The organism is Streptomyces ovatisporus (assembly GCF_042653885.1).
Taxonomy (GTDB): domain Bacteria; phylum Actinomycetota; class Actinomycetes; order Streptomycetales; family Streptomycetaceae; genus Streptomyces; species Streptomyces ovatisporus.
Map to the genome: position 1 here is coordinate 1 of NZ_JBHSFH010000017.1, position 18,435 is coordinate 18,435.

General features: G+C 69.4%; 16 protein-coding genes and 1 tRNA gene. 12 read left to right on the forward strand and 5 right to left on the reverse strand.

Features of this window, described 5'->3' with window-relative positions; translation table 11 throughout:
- Window positions 1–99 precede the first annotated feature (99 nt).
- The 4 genes from ACFPA8_RS25980 to ACFPA8_RS25995 form a co-directional block, all read right to left on the reverse strand.
- Complete coding sequence (locus ACFPA8_RS25980) at window positions 100–738, reverse strand: LysE family translocator (RefSeq protein ID WP_386452417.1); 639 nt, start codon at window positions 736–738, stop codon at window positions 100–102.
- A 104-nt stretch (window positions 739–842) separates the two neighbouring features.
- Window positions 843–1,889 carry an LLM class flavin-dependent oxidoreductase gene (locus ACFPA8_RS25985; RefSeq protein ID WP_386452635.1) on the reverse strand — a complete coding sequence of 349 codons (1,047 nt, stop codon included), beginning with the start codon at window positions 1,887–1,889 and terminating at the stop codon, window positions 843–845.
- A 200-nt stretch (window positions 1,890–2,089) separates the two neighbouring features.
- Window positions 2,090–2,830: a maleate cis-trans isomerase family protein gene (locus ACFPA8_RS25990; RefSeq protein ID WP_386452419.1), complete on the reverse strand. Its 741-nt coding sequence runs from the start codon at window positions 2,828–2,830 to the stop codon at window positions 2,090–2,092.
- 188 nt (window positions 2,831–3,018) lie between these two features.
- Window positions 3,019–3,966, reverse strand: a complete 948-nt coding sequence (locus tag ACFPA8_RS25995; protein WP_386452421.1) for a maleate cis-trans isomerase family protein — start codon at window positions 3,964–3,966, stop codon at window positions 3,019–3,021.
- A 217-nt stretch (window positions 3,967–4,183) separates the two neighbouring features.
- On the opposite strand from ACFPA8_RS25995, the gene ACFPA8_RS26000 reads away from it, so the two are divergent.
- Window positions 4,184–5,152, forward strand: a complete 969-nt coding sequence (locus ACFPA8_RS26000; protein ID WP_386452423.1) for a D-2-hydroxyacid dehydrogenase — start codon at window positions 4,184–4,186, stop codon at window positions 5,150–5,152.
- Between the two features lie 178 nt (window positions 5,153–5,330).
- Window positions 5,331–6,746, forward strand: a complete 1,416-nt coding sequence (locus ACFPA8_RS26005; protein WP_386452425.1) for an amidase — start codon at window positions 5,331–5,333, stop codon at window positions 6,744–6,746.
- 57 nt (window positions 6,747–6,803) lie between these two features.
- On the opposite strand, the gene ACFPA8_RS26010 is transcribed toward ACFPA8_RS26005, so the two are convergent.
- On the reverse strand, window positions 6,804–7,325 hold the full coding sequence (locus ACFPA8_RS26010) for a DUF3830 family protein (protein ID WP_386452427.1): 522 nt from the start codon (window positions 7,323–7,325) through the stop codon (window positions 6,804–6,806).
- A 132-nt stretch (window positions 7,326–7,457) separates the two neighbouring features.
- On the opposite strand from ACFPA8_RS26010, the gene ehuB reads away from it, so the two are divergent.
- The 10 genes from ehuB (at window position 7,458) to glxA (ending at window position 18,364) form a co-directional block, all read left to right on the forward strand.
- The gene (gene ehuB / locus ACFPA8_RS26015; RefSeq protein ID WP_386452429.1) at window positions 7,458–8,393 is read left to right on the forward strand and encodes an ectoine/hydroxyectoine ABC transporter substrate-binding protein EhuB; all 936 of its coding nucleotides are present in this window, start codon (window positions 7,458–7,460) and stop codon (window positions 8,391–8,393) included.
- A complete protein-coding gene (gene ehuC, locus ACFPA8_RS26020) occupies window positions 8,390–9,142 on the forward strand; it encodes an ectoine/hydroxyectoine ABC transporter permease subunit EhuC (protein ID WP_386452430.1) in 753 nt (250 codons plus the stop codon). Before ehuB ends, ehuC begins: the two co-directional genes overlap by 4 nt.
- Window positions 9,139–9,789 carry an ectoine/hydroxyectoine ABC transporter permease subunit EhuD gene (gene ehuD, locus ACFPA8_RS26025; protein ID WP_386452431.1) on the forward strand — a complete coding sequence of 217 codons (651 nt, stop codon included), beginning with the start codon at window positions 9,139–9,141 and terminating at the stop codon, window positions 9,787–9,789. The genes ehuC and ehuD overlap by 4 nt, the downstream gene beginning before the upstream one ends.
- Window positions 9,779–10,594 carry an ectoine/hydroxyectoine ABC transporter ATP-binding protein EhuA gene (gene ehuA, locus ACFPA8_RS26030; protein WP_386452433.1) on the forward strand — a complete coding sequence of 272 codons (816 nt, stop codon included), beginning with the start codon at window positions 9,779–9,781 and terminating at the stop codon, window positions 10,592–10,594. The genes ehuD and ehuA overlap by 11 nt, the downstream gene beginning before the upstream one ends.
- Window positions 10,595–10,826: 232 nt before the next feature.
- Window positions 10,827–11,585, forward strand: a complete 759-nt coding sequence (locus ACFPA8_RS26035) for an IclR family transcriptional regulator (protein ID WP_386452435.1) — start codon at window positions 10,827–10,829, stop codon at window positions 11,583–11,585.
- A gap of 66 nt (window positions 11,586–11,651) precedes the next feature.
- Window positions 11,652–11,725: transfer RNA gene (locus ACFPA8_RS26040), tRNA-Lys, on the forward strand.
- A gap of 260 nt (window positions 11,726–11,985) precedes the next feature.
- Window positions 11,986–12,579, forward strand: a complete 594-nt coding sequence (locus ACFPA8_RS26045) for a lytic polysaccharide monooxygenase auxiliary activity family 9 protein (RefSeq protein ID WP_386452437.1) — start codon at window positions 11,986–11,988, stop codon at window positions 12,577–12,579.
- Between the two features lie 166 nt (window positions 12,580–12,745).
- Complete coding sequence (locus ACFPA8_RS26050) at window positions 12,746–13,918, forward strand: winged helix DNA-binding domain-containing protein (protein ID WP_386452439.1); 1,173 nt, start codon at window positions 12,746–12,748, stop codon at window positions 13,916–13,918.
- Between the two features lie 493 nt (window positions 13,919–14,411).
- Window positions 14,412–16,370, forward strand: a complete 1,959-nt coding sequence (locus ACFPA8_RS26055; protein ID WP_386452441.1) for a glycosyltransferase family 2 protein — start codon at window positions 14,412–14,414, stop codon at window positions 16,368–16,370.
- Window positions 16,367–18,364, forward strand: coding sequence for a radical copper oxidase GlxA (glxA, locus tag ACFPA8_RS26060; RefSeq protein ID WP_386452443.1), 1,998 nt, complete (start codon window positions 16,367–16,369; stop codon window positions 18,362–18,364). The genes ACFPA8_RS26055 and glxA overlap by 4 nt, the downstream gene beginning before the upstream one ends.
- The last annotated feature ends 71 nt before the right edge of the window (window positions 18,365–18,435 follow it).

Below are 18,435 nucleotides of genomic sequence, written 5' to 3' on the forward strand. Positions count from 1 at the left end.
CGACGAGATCCTCAACAAAGTCGCCGCCTACTGCCAACGAATCTCCGACTCAGGTCACTAGGGAACGACGGGCACTGAGGAAGGGGTCAGAGGAAGGGGTCAGTCGTTGCGCCCCGTCGCGGCGACGGTCACGCCGAGACCGATCATCGTGAGTCCGCCCGCACCGCCGACCAGCGAGAGCCGCTGCGGCGAGCGGGCGAACCAGTCCCGCGCGGTGGCCGCGGCGATTCCCCACACGCTGTCGCAGACCACTGCCATGACGTTGAAGACCAGGCCGAGCAGCAGCATCTGCGCCGCGACGCCGCCCTGTTCACGGTCGACGAACTGCGGCAGCACGGCGGCGAAGAACACGATCGTCTTCGGGTTGGCCACGCCGACCGCGAACCCCTCCCACAGCGTGCGCAGGCTGCTGTGAGCCGACGCCTCACCGGTGAACGCGGCGTGCAGCGAGCGGCGCCGGCGCACAGCTCCGACCCCGAGGTGGATCAGGTATGCGGCGCCCACCAGCTTCAGTGCGGTGAAGGCGAGCGCCGAGCGCTCCACGACGGAGCCGACCCCGAGGGCGACGCACACCACGAGCACGTAGGCCCCGACCGTGTTGCCCACCACCGTGGTCAGCGCCGCTCGGCGTCCCTGAGCCAGCGCCCGCCCGATGACGAAGAGCACGCTGGGCCCCGGCACCACGATCAACAGGAACGACATCGCCGCGAATGCGAGCAACCGGTCGGTGGACACCATGGGCTCATGGGAACACGGTGGACGCCCGCATCCGTAGCGGTTTTCCTGAGCGGGAGCGCAGGCGGCGGAGGCGTGCCGGAACCGTCGGACGGCCGGCGGGTCCGTCAGGGCAAGTCGTAGGCGTCCGCGACGAGTTCGTAGGAACGGACGCGGGCCGAGGGGGTGTGGACGTTGGCGGTGAGCATCAGTTCGTCGGCTCCGGTGCGCTTGACCAGAGCATCGAGGCCGTCGCGTACCGCGTCGGGTGTGCCATGGGTGACGTTGGCGAGCCAGCTGTCCACGAAGTCGCGCTCCGCCGCGCTGAAGGAGTACGCCTCCGCCTCCTCCGGGGCCGGTACGAGGCCGGGCCGTCCCGTACGCAGGCGCAGCATCGCCAGCGCACCGGTGAGGACCTGACGGCGGGCCTCTGCCTCGTCGTCGGCGGCGAGCGCGGCAGCGCCGATGAGCGCGTACGGCTCGTCCAGTACGGCCGAGGGCTGGAAGCTCTCCCGGTAGAGCTCGAGCGCGGGCAGCGTGTTGCGCGCCGAGAAGTGGTGCGCGAAGGCGAACGGCAGTCCCAGCCGGCCGGCCAGCTCGGCGCTGAAGCCCGACGAGCCGAGCAGCCACAGGGGCGGCCGCGCGGCCTCGCCCTGGACGGGGCCCGGAACGGCGTGGATGCGGGAGTAGCGGTGCCCGTCCGGGAAGTCGTCGTCGAGGAAGCGGGTCAGCTCGGCGAGCTGCTGCGGAAACTCCTCCGCGCCCTCCTGGAGCCTGGACGTACGGCGCAGGGCTGCCGCTGTCGCCCCGTCGGTGCCCGGTGCGCGTCCCAGGCCGAGGTCGATGCGGCCGGGGGCGAGGGCTTCGAGCGTGCCGAACTGTTCGGCGATGACGAGCGGCGCGTGGTTGGGCAGCATCACGCCGCCCGAGCCGAGACGGATGCGGTCGGTGCGGGCGGCGAGATGGGCGAGGACGACGGCGGGCGAGGAGCTGGCGACACCGGGCATGGAGTGGTGTTCGGCTATCCAGTAGCGCGTGAAGCCGCGCCGCTCGACGAGCCGCGCGGTCTCCACGGTGGCGCGCAGAGCGTCCCGTGAGGTGTGACCGGCACCCACGTTGGCCAGGTCGAGGACGGACAGCGGCACCGGCGCGCTGCCGCGCGCCTCACCCCGGATGTTGCCGCTGCTGCCGCCGGTCCGCCCGGTGTGGCCGTCGCCGGCGTCGTTCTCGTCACTGCCGCCTGTGGCGCTGACGTCCTCCACGGGTGCCGCCCTCCGCTCGTCGCCGATGTCTCCAGCACGTCAACGGCGGGCGGCACGGATCTCTTCCCTGCCTGCTCCCCGGTGTGCGCCGGGGAGCAGGCAGGTGTGCGGAGTCAGGAGAAGAGCCTGCCCAGTGCGGGGCAGCGCACCTGCCGCTCCAGCAGACGCAGGCCCTCCCAGGCGGTGACCTGGTTGGCCGTCAGAACCGGCTTGCCGAGCGCCTCCTCGATGTCCGGGATCCAGGCGGCGGTGTGCAGCGCCGTGTCGGGCAGCAGCACGGCCTGGGCCTCGGGGTGGTCGCCGCCACGGGCGAGGGCGAGCACCTCCTCCTTGCCCCAGGTGCCGACCTCGGCGGCGGTGATGATGCCACTGCCGCGCATGGAGACGACCTCGGCGCCGGCGGCCTTGAGGAAGGCGGTGAAGAGCTCACCGACGTCCTCGGGGTAGGTCGCACCGATGGCGACACGCTCCGCGCCGAGCGCCTGCACGGCGTGCGCGAAGGCGAAGGACGTACTGGACGCGGGCAGGCCGGCGGTGGCGGACAGCTCCCGCACCTGCTCGTGCGCACCGTGCCAGCCGAAGACGAAGCTGGCGCTGGTGCAGGCCCAGACCACGGCCTGTACGTCCTGCTCCTTGACCTCGTCGACCTTCGCGGCGAGCCGCTTGGTGGATCCCATCTCCAGCAGGGCGTCCGCACGGTGGGCGTCCTCGCCGATGTCGGTGTGCACGAGCGGCAGGCGGACGTCGGATCCGGCGTCCGCGAGGATGCGCTCGAGCCGCGGATAGTCGTCTTCGGCCGAGTAGCCGGGGTAGAGGAATCCCACCGCCTGCGACTGCGATGCCGCCTGTGCCATCTACGCCTCCTGAACGTTCTTGATCCTTGCCGGGTGGTTGCTGGTCGGCTGTGTGCGTCGGACCGCACGCACGAGGAAGGTACGTGCGTGCGGACGCGGGCACGGATGGGCGCCGGACTCGATGTCCGGCGCCGTTGCTGTTGTCGTTCCCGTGTGCGCCCGCAGTCCGCGGCGCGCACGACCGGAGATCACACGGGCGGCTGGCCGCCGCCTCCCCATTCGTCCGTGTAACCCGAGGGGTAGCCCTGGTCGTATCCCTCGAGCGGTTCGCCGCTCTCGGCACCCGCGGCGGCCAGTGCCGCCTCGGCCTCGACCGGACGGGGTGCCTCCACCGGTTCGGGGGCGGCCGGCTCCGCGGCGGCAGCAGGCACGGAGGGGGTCATCGCTGCGGGGCCACGGCGCGCGACCGGGTCCAGCAGTGCCTGGTACGGCCCCACCGCTTCCTTGCCGATACGGCGCAGCGCGTCCCACATCGTCACCTGGTTCGCGGAGAGCACGGGCATCCGCAGCTCCGCTTCGAGCTGCGGGATGACGTCGTACGTCGGCAGGTTCGTACAGCTGATGAACAGGGCGTCCGGGGCGTCGGAGACCGCCTCGCGGGCCATGTCGACGACGTCGCGGTACGGCACCCGCCAGATCTCCCGGGTCAGCCCGAGATAGCTGCGGCCGGTGACGGCGATACCGGCCTCGCCGAGGAAGTCCTCCAGCGAGTCGGTGACCGACTTCGTATAGGGGGTGACGAGAGCGACGCGGCGGGCGCCGATCTCCCGGAGCGCGCCGAGGAGCGCGCCCGACGTGGTCAGCGAGGGGATCTCACCGGCCTCTTCCATGGCCGCTGTCATCGACTTCTCGCCGGCCGTACCCCCGACGAAGCTGCCGGAGGTGCATGCATAGGCCATCACTTCGGGGGCCACGGCACCCAGTGCTTGTACGCCCTCGCGTAGCGTCTCGTGCTCGCTGACGAGGCGGGCCTGGTCGAGGCTCACCTCGACGGGGACAAAAGGGGTTCGTGTCAGGTGCAGTGACACATCGTCGGGCACCCAGCGCCACAGCTCACGGTCGAGAGCGAAGTCGAAGGGGGCGACGATTCCGACACCGCGTTGTGGCTGCGGTCCGCCGAGGAAGGAGACATCCATTAGCTGAGCCCCAAAGAACGGAGGGGTGGCCTGAGGCCGGAAGGGAAAAACAAAGAAGCCGGCATTAGCCGGAACGCCGGGACAGATGCCTTCATTGACGACGGTAGTTTGCGCTACCTACCGTGGTCAATCCTTGCATCTGTGAGGAGTTCCCGCCGTCGAGTTGAACTGACCCGCCCAGTCAACCGCCCCCTCGTTTCGAAGTGGTTTCCTGCCAATGACCGAGCCTTGTCTCCTTGTCCTCGACGCCGACCCGCTGCCCCGGCTCGACCGGCTCTCGGGCCGTGCCCGGATCGTCCACGCGGACGAGAACACCCTGGCCCGGCACCTGCCCACGGCCGACGTACTGCTGGTGTGGGACTTCCTCTCCGACGCCGTGCGGCAGGCCTGGCCGGGCGACGGGCCACGCCCCGGCTGGGTGCACACGCCGAGCGCGGGAGTCGACCGCCTGCTGCCCGAACTGAGCGCCTCCCCGGACACCGTCATCACCAACGCGAGAGGTGTCTTTGACCAACCCATTGCCGAATACGTGGCGGGTCTCACTCTTGCTATGGCCAAGGATTTCCGGGGCAGCTGGGAATTGCAGCGTCAGCGGCGATGGCGGCACCGTGAGACAAAAAGGGTCGGGGGGACTCGGGCGGTTGTGGTCGGGTCCGGGCCGATTGGCAGAGCTATCGGCCGGACTTTGATGGCACTGGGTGTCGCAGTGGAGCTCGTCGGACGTACCGAACGGTCCGGCGACCCCGACTTCGGCAAGGTGCACGCCGGCGGCGCGCTGCACGGTCTGATGAGCGACGCGGACTGGGTGGTGTGCGTCGCACCCCTGACGGAGGAGTCACGCGGCATGTTCGACGCGGCGGCCTTCGCCCGCATGAAGCCCGACGCCCACTTCATCAACGTCGGCCGCGGCCAGCACGTGGTCGAGGAGGACTTGAAGCGGGCGCTCACCGAGCGCCGCATCGCCGGAGCCGCCCTCGACGTCTTCGCGGACGAACCCCTGGCCTCGGACAGCAAGTTGTGGGACGTGCCGGGCCTGCTGGTCTCCCCGCACATGAGCGGCGACACGATCGGCTGGCGGGACGATCTGGCCGAGCAGTTCCTCGACAACTTCGACCGCTGGGAGGCCGGGGAGCCCCTGCTGAACGTGGTCGACAAGGGCCTGGGGTACGTCCCCTCGACGGCCTGAGCACACCCCGCCCGTGACGGGCCCCGCCCCGGGACCCGTCACGGGAGCCCGGTGCGGGAGCCCGGTGCGCCGGGCTCCCGTGACGCCCCGCTTCCACTCGCCACCCCCTGCTCCGCGTACCGCTCACGCCTCACGACGCCGTCGTGAGGTTCCGCAGGTCATCACCCGAAAGGTCGCCATGTCGGATCTCAGCAGCCTCACCGCCGCACAACTCGTTGCCGGGTACGCGACAGGAGACTTCTCCCCCGTCGAGGTCACCCGCGCGGTGGTCGAACAGGCCGAGAAGGTGCAGCCGCACGTCAACGCCTTCGTCCGCGTCTACGGTGACGAAGCTCTCACCCAGGCCCGCGAATCGGAGGAGCACTGGCGCCGCGGTGAGCCCCGTGGCCCGCTCGAAGGCGTCCCCGTGACGGTGAAGGACATCCTGCTGGAGCGGGGCAGGCCGACGCTGCGCGGCTCCTGGTCCTCTTCCGCCGAGGGCCCGTGGGAGGAGGACGCCCCCTCGGTGGCACGCATGCGCGGGGCCGGGGCGGTGTTCGTGGGCAGGACCACGACGCCCGAGTTCGGCTGGAAGGGCGTGACGGACAGCCCGCGCCACGGCATCACCCGGAACCCCTACGACATCTCCCGTACCGCGGGCGGCTCCAGCGGCGGCGGCTCGGCCGCCGTGGCCCTCGGAGCGGGACCGCTGACCCTCGGCACCGACGCGGGCGGTTCGGTGCGCATCCCGGCCGCCTTCTGCGGGATCTTCGCCCTCAAGCCGACCTACGGCAGGGTGCCGATCTATCCCGCCAGCGCCTTCGGCACGCTGGCGCACGTCGGCCCGATGACCCGGGACGCGCTGGACGCCGCACTGCTGATGGACGTGATCTCGCAGCCGGACGCCCGCGACTGGTCCCAGCTCGCGCCGCCGCACGCCGGCTTCCGCGACACGGTGAAGGACGGGGTGCGCGGAATGCGCGTCGCGTACTCGCCGGACTTCGGCGGACGCGTCGAGGTCGACCCGGCGGTCGCCGCCGGCGTGCGCCGCTCGGTCGGGAAGCTGGAGGAGATGGGCGCCGTCGTCGAGGAGGCCGACCCCGGGTTCGAGGACCCGATCGAGGCATTCCACTCCTTGTGGTTCGCGGGAGCGGCCCGCGTGACCCAGTACTTCACCGACGAGCAGCGGGAGGCGATGGACCCCGGGCTGCGGGAGATCTCCGAGGACGGCGCCTCGCGAAGCGCCCTCGACTACCTGGCCGGGGTGGACGTCCGCATGGCGCTGGGCAAGCGGATGGGGGTCTTCCACGAGTCGTACGACCTGCTGGTGACGCCGACCACACCGGGCACCGCGTTCGGGGCGGGGCTCGAGGTGCCCGAGGGCTCCGGGTACCGGCGCTGGACGGAGTGGACGCCGTTCACCTACCCCTTCAACATGACGCAGCAGCCGGCTGCGTCGGTGCCCTGCGGGGTGGACGGGGCGGGGCTGCCGATGGGCGTGCAGCTGGTGGCCGCCCGCCACCGGGACGATCTCGTGCTCCGGGCCTCGCACGCCCTGTACGAGGCGGGGGCCGCCGAGATCCCGGCCCCCGCGCTGAGGGGCGCCACCCCCTGAGCGGTCGCCCCATGGGTGCCGCCCGCGGGGCGGCACCCATACGACTTCCGAAGTGCCTTACGCCCGGCGGAAGTTGAGGGTCTCGCCGAGAGCACCGGCCCGCCACAGGTCCTGACATGCCTCGGCCATCCGGTCGAGGCCGTCGACCACGGCTCCCCAGACGATCCCGGGCACCCAGCCGGCGTCGCCGTTGATGAGGAGGTTGTTGCGCTCGTAGAAGAGCGCGAGGTCGATGACCGTGGAGCGGGTGGCGTGGGCGGCCTGACCGCCCCGCTGCTCGGCTGCCGCCTCGTATCCGTACGAGGACGTGTTCAGCTGGGTGTTGGTGAAGGTGAAATAGCACAGATCGCCCGGGATGGGGGTGATCGTCGGATTCTCCAGCGGCGGTTCCTCCGGGGCGAACGGCGGGATCAGCGCGTAGATCTCGTTGCGTGCGTACTTCGCGTGGTAGACGTCACCGCCCAGCGGCAGCGCGTTCCACACGGCCTCGCAGGTGATCGGTGCGCGGTCGTCGAGGAGTTTGGCTGTACAGCTCACTCCCCGCTTGTCCAACGACACTTCGATGAAGCGCTCGGCCATCGTGCCTCCGGGTGGTGCTGAGATGGATCGATTTCCGTGTCAATGGTGGCGCAGCGGTCAAGCCCGCAACGACCAGGTCAAGGGCTGAAAACGATCCGCATATCTTCTGGTTGCCTGGGTAGCTGCGCGCCCATGGCTCCACCACGAGGGAACAACACGGGAAGTACCGGGAGAACCGGTAGAACTCTCGGACGCCGGTCGCTGCTCGCCGGAGCGGCGTCGCTGACGGCGGCCGGGACGCTGGGCGCCACCACGGCCTGCAGCCGTGTGTCCAGCGCCGGAACCGGAGACGGGGGCGATCTGCTGGAGAGAATGAGGATCCAGGGCACGGTGAAGGTCGGAATCGCCGGTGAACAGCCCTACAGCTACATCGACGAGAACGGCGAGCTCACCGGGGCGTCGCCGGCCATCGCGCGGGTCATCTTCGGGCGGCTCGGCATCGACAACGTCCAGCCGATGCCCACCGAGTTCGCTTCGCTGATCCCGGGGCTGAACTCCCAGCAGTTCGACGTGGTCGCCGCGGGCATGTACATCACGCCCGAGCGCTGCGCGCAGGTCCTCTTCGCCGACCCCGAGTACGAGATGCGCGACGCGTTCATCGTCCGCAAGGGCAACCCCAAGGGGCTGCACACCTACAAGGACATCGCCGAGAAGGGCGCCAAGCTCGCGACAGGCGTCGGTTACGCGGAGATCGACTACGCGAAGGACGCCGGCATCAAGGAGAGCGAGATAAAGCTCCTCCCCGACCAGCTGGCGGGCCTGCTGGAGGTGCAGGGCGGCCGTGCGGACGTCTTCGCGGGCACCGCGGTGACCGTCCGCAACGTCGTGCGGCAGTCCAAGAGCGGGAAGACCGAGTTCACCAAGGCCTTCACGCCCGAACTGGACGGCAAACCCGACCTGGGCACCGGCGCGTTCGCCTTCCGCAAGGGCGAGACCAAGCTGCGCGACGCCTTCAACGAAGAGCTCCACAAGATGAAGAAGAGCGGTGAGCTCCTTCGCATCATGAAGCCCTTCGGCTTCATCGAGCAGGAGATGACGACCCAGACCGCGAAGGAGCGCTGCAAATGACGGACCTTACCTGGGGTCTGTGGGAGCTGCTGCTGAAGGGCGTCTGGGTCACTGTCCAGCTGACGTTCTTCAGCGCCCTGCTCGGAGCCGGCGTGGCGTTCGCGGTCGGGGTCGCACGTACCCACCGGCTGCGCGTCGTGCGCTTCCTCTCCGGTGCCTACATGGAGATCTTCCGCGGCACCTCCGCACTCGTCCTGATGTTCTGGATGTTCTTCGTCCTGCCCGTGGCCTTCGGCTGGCAGCTGCTCCCCATGTGGGCGGCCGTCCTGGCCCTGGGCCTGTCCTACGGGGCGTACGGGTCCGAGATCGTCCGCGGATCGATGGCCGCCGTGGCCCCTGCCCAGCAGGAGGCGGGCATCGCGCTCAGCTTCAGCCCGTGGCAGCGGCTCACCAAGATCGTGTTGCCGCAGGCGTGGCCGGAGATGATCCCGCCGGCCAACAACCTGCTGATCGAACTGCTCAAGGGCACCGCCCTGGTGTCGATCATGGGTGTGGCGGACACCGCCTTCGGCGCGATGCTGGTGCGCAACGCGACCGGTGAGAGCGCGCCCGTCTACACGATCATCCTGGTGATGTACTTCGTGCTCGCCTTCGTCCTCACCCGTGGCATGCGCGTACTGGAGCGGCACGCCAAGGCCGGTATCGGCCAGGCCCCGCCGCCGAAGAGCCTCGGCGTCCGGCGCCAGGTGACCGTGCCGCGTCAGGCCGGCGCCTCGAGTGACGTTCCCACCGCTGGAGGTGCCGCATGAACTGGGACTGGTCGGCAGTAGGCGAGTTCATGCCGCGCCTCTGGGACGGCGTGCTGCTCACCCTGCAAGCGCTGGTGCTGGGCTCGCTCATCGCCTTCTCGCTCGGTCTTGTCTGGGCGATGGCCCAGCGGTCGAGTCTGAAGATCGTGTCCTGGCCCGTGACGGCGATCACGGAGTTCATCCGCAACACCCCGCTGCTGGTGCAGCTGTTCTTCCTGTACTTCGTGCTGCCCGAGTGGAACGTGACCTTCTCGGCCCTGGTGACGGGCGTCATCGGTCTGGGTCTGCACTACTCGACGTACACCGCGGAGGTCTACCGCGCCGGTATCGACGGTGTGCCCGTCGGGCAGTGGGAGGCGTGCACCGCGCTGAGCCTGCCGCGCAGCCGCACGTGGAGCGCGGTGATCCTGCCGCAGGCGATCCGCCGTGTGGTGCCCGCACTGGGCAACTACGTCATCGCGATGCTGAAGGACTCGCCGATGATCGCGACCATCGGCGCGCTGGAAATGCTGGGCCAGGCACGGCAGTTCAGTGCCGAGACCTTCCAGCCGACGGAGCCGATCACGGTCATCGGCATCGTCTTCATCCTGATCGCCTACCCGGCATCCCTGCTTATGAGAGCCCTGGAGCGTCGACTTGTCCACTGACAGCAGCACCTCGAAGGAAACGAAGAACCCGGCCGCCGACGGCAGTGCACTGATCGAGTTCAAGGACGTCACCAAGCGCTTCGGCAGCAACGTCGTCCTCGACGACCTGTGCTTCGACGTCGCCTCCGGCAAGCACGTCACGCTCATCGGGCCGTCGGGATCCGGCAAGACCACGATCCTGCGGCTGCTGATGACGCTGCTGAAGCCGGAGGAAGGCACCATCAAGGTCGCCGGCGACTACCTCACCCACGAGGAGAGGAACGGCAAGCTGGTGCCCGCGAGCGAGCGCCACAGCCGTGAGGTCCGCAAGCGGATCGGCATGGTCTTCCAGCAGTTCAACCTCTTCCCCAACATGAAGGTGCTGCGGAACATCACCGAGGCGCCCGTGCACGTGCTGGGCCTCTCCAAGGACGAGGCGGAGCAGCGCGCACGCGAGTTGCTCGAACTGGTCGGCCTGACCGAGCACATCGACAAGTACCCGACGCAGCTCTCCGGCGGTCAGCAGCAGCGCGTGGCGATCGCCCGCGCACTGGCGATGCGGCCGCAGGTGCTGCTGCTGGACGAGGTCACCTCGGCGCTCGACCCGGAGCTCGTGGCAGGTGTGCTGGACGTCCTCCGCGACATCGCGCACACCACCGACATCACGATGCTGTGCGTCACGCACGAGATGAACTTCGCGAGGGACATCTCCGACGACGTGCTGATGTTCGACGCGGGCCGTGTCATCGAGTCGGGTTCGCCGGAGAAGATCTTCAGCGACCCGGAGCACGAGCGTACGAGGGAGTTCCTCAGCGCGGTGCTGTAGCGCCGGTCGCCCTGTGCCGGGGCCCTGTCCGCGGGTGCGGACAGGGCCCCGTCCGGCGTTCCGGGCAGGCGGAGCGGTCCGCATCCGGATCTGGGCGCGCGCAGCGGAACCGCATATGCCAAATAAGCACAACGCCCCCCATCGGCCGCCCTGTTGACCGCTATCGTGAGGACTACCGTGACCGCCCGCGACGGTCGCGACGCAAACGGTCACCCCTCCAAGGAGGCCCGTCGTGGCGCTGAAGCCGGAGCACACCGCACCGTTCCACTCAGTGCGGTATGCGCTGCGCGTACTGGAGGCGATAGCCGGGCACCGGGACGGCGTCACGGAGGCCGGCCTGTCCCAGGAGACGGGCCTCCCTCCGGGGCTTCTCGCCCACCTGCTGTCGATGCTCTGCCGGGAGAACTACGCGGAGCGGCTCTCGGACGGCACGTACGTCGTCGGCGAGTCGCTCGTCCTGCTGGGCTCCGGCGGCGACCGCGAACGGGCCCTGGACGAGCGGCTCCGGCGGACGCTCGCCGATCTGCGGGACACCGTCGGCGCAGCCGTCTACCTCAGCCGGTACAAGGACGGCGAGCTGGAGGTCACCTCCTTCGCCGACAGCCCCATGACCCCCGCGGTCAACGAATGGGTCGACTTCCGCTCCGCCCTGCACGCCACCGCGATCGGCAAGTGCCTCCTGGGGCAGCTCGACCACGACGGCCGCAAGGACCACCTCTCCCGGCACAGGACCGCCCGTCTCACTTCGCGCACCATCACGGACGAACGGCTTCTGCTGAACACCCTGGACCGGCAGCCGCCGACCGTCCCCGTGCTGGACCTGCAGGAGTACGCGGTGGGCACGGTGTGCGCGGCGGTGCCCGTCACGGCCGGTTCGTCCGTGGGCTGCCTGGCGCTCTCCCTGCCCGTCGAGAACGCGCACCGGCTTCGCCGTGCGGCGGAGACGCTGAGCCGGCGGGCCGCTCCCGTCATGCTGTCGCTGGCAATCTGATCATGGTCATGAGCACCCCCGCGGAGGGGGTAGTATTTCCCCCGTCGGCCTTCGCAGGCCGGACAGGCGCCGTTAGCTCAGTTGGTTAGAGCAGCTGACTCTTAATCAGCGGGTCCGGGGTTCGAGTCCCTGACGGCGTACAGCGCAAGACGGAAGCCCTCCGCGTGAGCGGGGGGCTTCCGTCGTTTCCGGTGCATGCCGGCGGCACCCCCGCGCCCCCGCCCCGCGTCACGCGGGCACCTCCTCCGTCGCGCGATGCCCGCCCTGCCCGGCTCCGGCTCCCTTCGGACCGCCCCCGGCATTGGTCTGGACATTACCGAAGCGGCGCGCTAGATTCCCGACTTGGTCTAGACCGCTGCACGTGCAGAGACTCCACCCCCCACGAACCATCAGGAGCGACATGCGCAAGAAGATCACAGCGGCCGCCGTCGGCACGGCACTCGGCGTCTCGGTCATGCTCTTCACAGGCGGCCCCGCACAGGGCCACGGCTTCGGCACCGACCCGGCCAGTCGCCAGGCGAACTGCGCCGACGGCACCGTCACCGGCTGCGGAGCCATCGAGCACGAGCCGCAGAGCGTCGAAGGCCCCAAGGGCTTTCCCGAGGCGGGACCCGAGGACGGATCCATCTGCTCGGGCGGCAACGCCGGCTTCAAGGAACTCGACGATCCGCGCGGCGGCGACTGGCCGGCCACCAAGCTCGCCGCGGGCAGCGACCACACCTTCAAGTGGTCGATGACGGCGATGCATTCGACGACGGACTTCAGCTTCTACGTCACCAAGGACGGCTGGGACCCGGGCAAGCCCCTCACCCGCGCCGACCTGGAGGCCGAGCCCTTCCTGACGGTGCCCATGAACGGCGAGAAGCCGCCCGCGGAGTGGACCGGCGAAGGGAAGCTGCCCGAGGGCAAGTCGGGCCGGCACCTGATCCTGGGCGTGTGGACGGTGGCCGACACCGCCAACGCGTTCTACGCCTGCTCCGACGTGGAGTTCTGACCCCGCGACGCCCCGCCTCCGTACACCTGGAACCGGGTCCGGCCCGGCCGCGCCCCACCGCGGCCGGGCCGGACCTTCCGGGGACGGCTCCGTCCGCCGCCGCGCCCTGCGTCCGTACGGGCCACGCCGCGTGGCGCCCCGGTGAACGATCCGCCAGACTCCCCTCATGCACCCAGCCACGCTCACTCCCAGGGCTCTGGGCCGTGCTCTGATCGCACGCCAACTCCTCGCGGAGCGTTCGCAGATGAGCGCCCTCGAAGCCGTCGAGCATCTGGTCGGGCTCCAGGCGCAGGCCCCCCGGCCGCCCTACTTCGCGCTCTGGTCGCGGCTCGCCGGGTTCCGCGCCGAGGAGCTCTCCGCGCTGCTGCGGGACCGGCAGGCCGTACGGGTCGGCGTCATGCGCGGCACCGTGCACCTGGTGAGCGCCGCCGACTGCCTGCAGCTGCGTGCGCTGACAAGGGGGATCTACGAGCGGCTGATGCGCACCAACTACCGCAGACGGCTCGAAGGTGTGGACATGTGGGAGGTCGCCGACGCGGGCCTGGCCCTTCTGCGGGAGCAGCCGCGGACGGCCCGCGAGCTGGCCCGGCTGCTCGGCGAACGGTGGCCCGACCACGACTCCGACGCGCTGGCGCAGGCGCCGCGCGCCCTGTGCGACGTGGTGCAGATCCCGCCGCGCGGCCTGTGGGGTGTCCCGGGCCGGCCGACCTACGAGACGATCGAGTCCTGGCTGGGACGTCCGGTCTCACCCGAACCCGACATCGAGTCCGTGGTGCTGCGCTACCTGGGCGCCTACGGACCGGCGTCCGTGCTGGACGCCCAGACCTGGTCGGGGCTCACCCGTCTCGGGGAGGTATTCGAGCGGCTGCGCCCGCAACTGCGTGTCTTCCTCAGCGAGGGCGGACGGGAACTCTTCGATCTGCCCGAAGCGCCCCGGCCCGATCCCGAACTGCCTCTGCCCGTACGCTTCGTGGCCGAGTACGACAACCTCGTCCTCTCCCACGCCGACCGTACGCGCGTCATCGACGACGAGGCCCGCGCGACCATCGCGAGCCGCAACGGACAGGTGCCCGGCACGATCCTGGTGGACGGCAGGGTGCGGGGGACGTGGAAGGTGCAGCAGCCGCAGAAGCGGGTGGCGGTGCTGACGGTGACGCCTTTCGGGCGGCGCCTGAGCGGCGACGAGGAGCGGGCACTGACCGCGGAGGGCGAGCGGCTGCTGAGTTTCGCCGTGCACGGCGGCGAGGACGCCGGGGCCGGCCCGGGAACCGAGGAGTTCACGGTCGGCTTCGCGGACCCCGTGCCCGCACCGGGACGGGCGGCAGGCCGAACCACGTAAGCTGCCCTGGGCGGCCGGGCGGATTGCGCCCGGGGGTACGCGAGTTGCCGAGGCGGACGCCGCAGGGAGGACTGCCCGGGTCACACCCGGCGGGTCGCCCGGCGGACATGTGAACGCTACATTCCGTTCCATCTCACCCACACAACTCGCCCAATTCGATGACACCTCCGTCACAGAGATCCCGCCGAATCACCTCACATGGGGACGAACTTTCCCTTTTCGCCCTTGCGTTCGGGGCGGGAGTCGGAGAACCTACGCACGTCTCCGACCGTCCGTGCAGCCCGGCGATCCAAGGGCGGCGGGGACTGGCTCACCCACAGCCGGGCCTGAAAATCCGTTCGGACGACGAACCGGAAACCGGTCACACGGAACCGGGGGTCGTCCGCACGCAGTCTCAGTACGAAGCAGCCGACGCCTGCCGCGCCCGGGGCCGCGGGGAGGGACGCGGGAAGCACGAGCACACGCAGACTGCTGCGTTCAGGGGGACGGACCCATGACCTCGACAAGGGACGGCGGACAGCCGGAGCCGGGGCACTCGGCCGACGACGACCCGACGCGGACGACGCAGCTGCGAATACCCCGCCACATGCGTCAGAAGGCCCGCGACACACTCGGCCGTGGACTTCGCTGGGCGCCAAAAGAGCTGCCGCGCTACGACTACGAGCACTACAGCCGTCTCGCCGGTCCGCTCACCCAGCCCGCCCCGGACAAGCCCTACCGCGTCAAGTACCGCAGCCTGCTCGCCGACGAACCGCACCGGTTCAGGGCCGCCTTTCTCCTCGGTCTCGCACCGCTCCTGTCGGCGGGACTGCTGTTCTGGCTCATGCAGCCGCAGCACTGGACGCAGCGCGACGACGGCGCCGTCTCCGACCTCGTGCTCAAGCTCGACATCGTCATGCTGGTCTCGATCGGCCTGATCGAGCTCTTCCGTACGCTCAACGTCCTCTCCAACGCGCACGCGACGCTCGTCGCGAGGGACCCCATACCCGTGGTGCCCGAGTCCGGCACCCGCGTCGCCTTCCTCACCTCCTTCGTTCCCGGCAAGGAACCGATCGAGATGGTGACGAAGACGCTCGAGGCGGCGGTGAAGATCCGCCACAGGGGCCTGCTGCACATCTGGCTGCTGGACGAGGGCGACGACCCCGAGGTGAAGGAGGTCTGCCGCCGGCTGGGCGTGCACCACTTCACCCGCAAGGGCGTCGCCCGGTGGAACAAGAAGAAGGGCCCGCACCGGGCGAAGACCAAGCACGGCAACTACAACGCCTGGCTCGCCGCGCACGGCGACAACTACGACTACTTCGCCTCCGTCGACACCGACCACGTGCCGCTGCCCAACTACCTGGAGCGGATGCTCGGCTACTTCCGGGACCCGGACGTCGGCTTCGTCATCGGCCCGCAGGTGTACGGCAACTACGACAACTTCGTCACCAAGGCCGCCGAGAGCCAGCAGTTCCTCTTCCACGCCCTCATCCAGCGGGCCGGGAACCGCTACGACGCGCCCATGTTCGTGGGCACCAGCAACGCGGTGCGCATCAAGGCCATCAAGGGCATCGGCGGGCTGTACGACTCGATCACCGAGGACATGGCCACCGGGTTCGAGATGCACCGGGCCAGGAACCCCGAGACGGGCCGCAAGTGGCGCTCGGTCTACACCCCGGACGTGCTCGCCGTCGGTGAGGGCCCCAACGCGTGGACGGACTTCTTCACCCAGCAGCTGCGCTGGTCACGCGGTACGTACGAGACGATACTCAAGCAGTACTGGCGTGGCGTCTTCACGCTGCCGCCGGGGAAGCTCTTCAACTACACCATGCTGATGATCTTCTACCCGATCTCGGCACTCAACTGGATCCTGGCCGCGCTGAGTTGTGCGCTCTTCCTGGGCCTGGGCGCGTCCGGTGTGCAGATCGACCCGACGGTCTGGATGGCGTTGTACGGCAACGCCTCCGCCCTGCAGATCGGCCTGTACATCTGGAACCGGCGGCACAACGTCTCCCCGCACGAACCCGAAGGCTCCGGCGGACTCGCGGGGATGCTCATGTCCGCGCTCTCCGCACCGATCTACGCGCGCTCCCTCTTCGACACGGTGCTGCGGCGCAAGAGCAAGTTCGTGGTGACCCCGAAGGGCGACTCCGCCAGCCCGGACACCCTCTTCGGCACCTTCCGCATCCACCTCTTCTTCATCCTCGTCTTCGGCGGCTCGCTGGGCGGTTCCTTCTACCTCGGACACGACCACCCCGCCATGATCACCTGGGCCGCGCTGGCGCTCCTGATCACGGCGGCGCCGATCATCGGCTGGCGCGTCACGGTGCGTGCCGAGAAGAAGAAGCGGAAACAGCGCAGGCACCGGCACCGGCAGGGCGGCCCGCTCCCGCCGCCCGGCAGCGCCGGACCCGGCCCGACGCCGACGCAGCCCGTACCACTGCACACCGCTCCTGGGGGACGTGAGAGATGAAGTACCGACCGAGCCGTCGTACGCGCCGGACAGCGATAGGCGCGGCCGTGGTCATGGTGATCGCGGGATTCAACGGGCCCGTGCTCTACGACCTCGCCTCGGAGCAGTACCACGACTACACGATCAACAAGCCGGAGTACAAAGCGGAGAACGGGCACTGGAAGACCGTCGACGTGCCCCGGAAGTACCGGATCAACACGATCCACGCCGCACTGCTGCACACCGGCAAAGTGCTGCTGGTCGCCGGCTCCGGCAACGACGCCAAGCAGTTCAAGGCGAAGACGTTCCGTACGGTGCTGTGGGACCCGGTGAAGAACACCTTCAAGAACATCTCCACGCCCAACGACCTCTTCTGCGCCGGACACACCCAGCTGCCCGACGGGAAACTGCTGGTCGCGGGCGGCACACGCCGTTACGAGAAGCTCGGCGGCGACGTGAAGAAGGCCGGCGGCCTCATGATCGTCCACAACGAGAACCCGGACCGCGCCAAGACCCTCAAGGCGGGCACCCTCTTCACGGGGCGCAAGAACGGCAAGACGTTCGAGGCGAAGGACAACGTCCTCGTGCCGCGTGCGAAGAAGAAGGCCGACCCCGTCACGGGACAGGTCGAGGTCTCCCCCAGCGTCGCCCGCGTCTACGTGGAGGCGGCCAGGAGGGGCAAGCAGCACCAGACCGGGACCGAGGACAACTACCGGATCCACGGCCTGCGCGGGACCGACCGCAAGAACCTCTACGGCATCGCCCAGAAGCTCTCCTTCGACAAGAAGGACTTCCAGGGGATCAAGGACACCTACGAGTTCGACCCCGTGGCCGAGCGCTACATCAAGGTCGACCCGATGCACGAGGCGCGCTGGTATCCGACGCTGACCACCCTGGAGGACGGCAAGGTCCTCTCGGTCTCGGGGCTGGACGACATCGGCCAGGTCGTCCCCGGCAAGAACGAGATCTACGACCCGCAGACCAAGAAGTGGGAGTTCCTGCCCCGGAAGCGCTTCTTCCCCACCTACCCGGCGCTGCATCTGACGTCCGACAACAAGATCTTCTACTCCGGCGCCAACGCCGGCTACGGGCCCGCGGACAAGGGCCGTACGCCCGGCCTGTGGGACCTCGAGACCAACGGATTCCGCAAGATTCCCGGGATGAGCGACCCGGACGCGCTGGAGACCGCGATGTCCGTACCGCTGCCGCCCAGCCAGAGCCGCAAGTTCATGGTGCTCGGCGGCGGCGGCGTGGGCGAGTCGAAGAAGGCCACCGAGAAGACCCGCATCGTGGATCTGCGCGAGGACTCTCCGCGCTTCCAGAACGGCCCGGACCTGTACGCCAAGTCCCGCTACCCCAGCAGCGTCGTCCTGCCCGACGACACCGTGCTGACGACCAACGGCTCCGGCGACTACCGCGGACGCAGCGAGAGCAACGTCCTCAAGGCCGAGGTGTACGACCCGGAGAGCAACACGAAGAAGAGCGTCGCCGACCCCCTCGTCGGCCGCAACTACCACTCGGGGGCGCTGCTGCTGCCCGACGGGCGGGTGATGACCTTCGGCTCGGACTCCCTCTTCTCCGACAAGGCCAACACCAAGCCCGGCAAGTTCGAGCAGCAGATCGACATCTACACCCCGTCCTATCTCCACCAGAAGGGCGAGCGGCCGGAGTTGGCGCACGCGGGCCTGGCTGAGCGGAACGCCCGGACGGTGCGGCTCGGAGAATCGGTCTCCTTCAAGTCGAAGGACGCGGGCAAGATCAAGAAGATGCGCCTCATCCGGCCGAGCTCCTTCACGCACGTCACCAACGTCGAACAGTCCTCCGTGGCACTCGACTTCGAGAAGACCGCGGACGGGGTGACCGCCGAGATACCCGAGGACCCCTCGCTCGTCCCGCCCGGCTGGTGGATGGTGACAGCCGTGGACGGCAAGGGAGTCCCCTCGAAGTCGGTGTGGCTGAAGGTCCCCAGGACCGCCACGGCCCAGGCGCCCACGACGACGCCGCTCTCGCCGTAAAGCCTCGCGCTTCTCCCTGCTCCCGCCGGCGGCGACGCCGACGGGAGCAGGCGTATGCGGGGCGACCGTCG